Source organism: Wolbachia endosymbiont of Glossina morsitans morsitans (assembly GCF_000689175.1).
Lineage (GTDB): Bacteria > Pseudomonadota > Alphaproteobacteria > Rickettsiales > Anaplasmataceae > Wolbachia > Wolbachia pipientis.
Map to the genome: position 1 here is coordinate 1 of NZ_AWUH01000054.1, position 316 is coordinate 316.

General features: G+C 25.6%; 1 pseudogene. It reads right to left on the reverse strand.

Going from position 1 to position 316, the window contains the following annotated elements:
- Positions 1-316 (reverse strand): annotated as a pseudogene (locus WGMM_RS01365) (preprotein translocase subunit SecY); the annotation flags it as partial.

Below are 316 nucleotides of genomic sequence, written 5' to 3' on the forward strand. Positions count from 1 at the left end.
ATTTTTTTAAGAAAATCTGCATTTTCCTCTGGATTAAATATAAAATTGGTATAGAAAAAATTAAAAAATACTATCAGCACCAAATAGGCTACAATATATACTACTTTATTTGCCATAAAGTAATTCAAAATAAAATCAGAAAAAGCGTGCCCCTTATAGAAATTTGCAATTGAAATAGGTGTCAATAAAATTGCATTAGCAAAAATGGTTGGTACTACACCAGATAAATTAATCTTCAATGGAATATAAGTAAAATCGTCATTATGTAATCTTTTAAATTGCTTTTTAGGATGTTGAACAATAACCTTTCTATAAG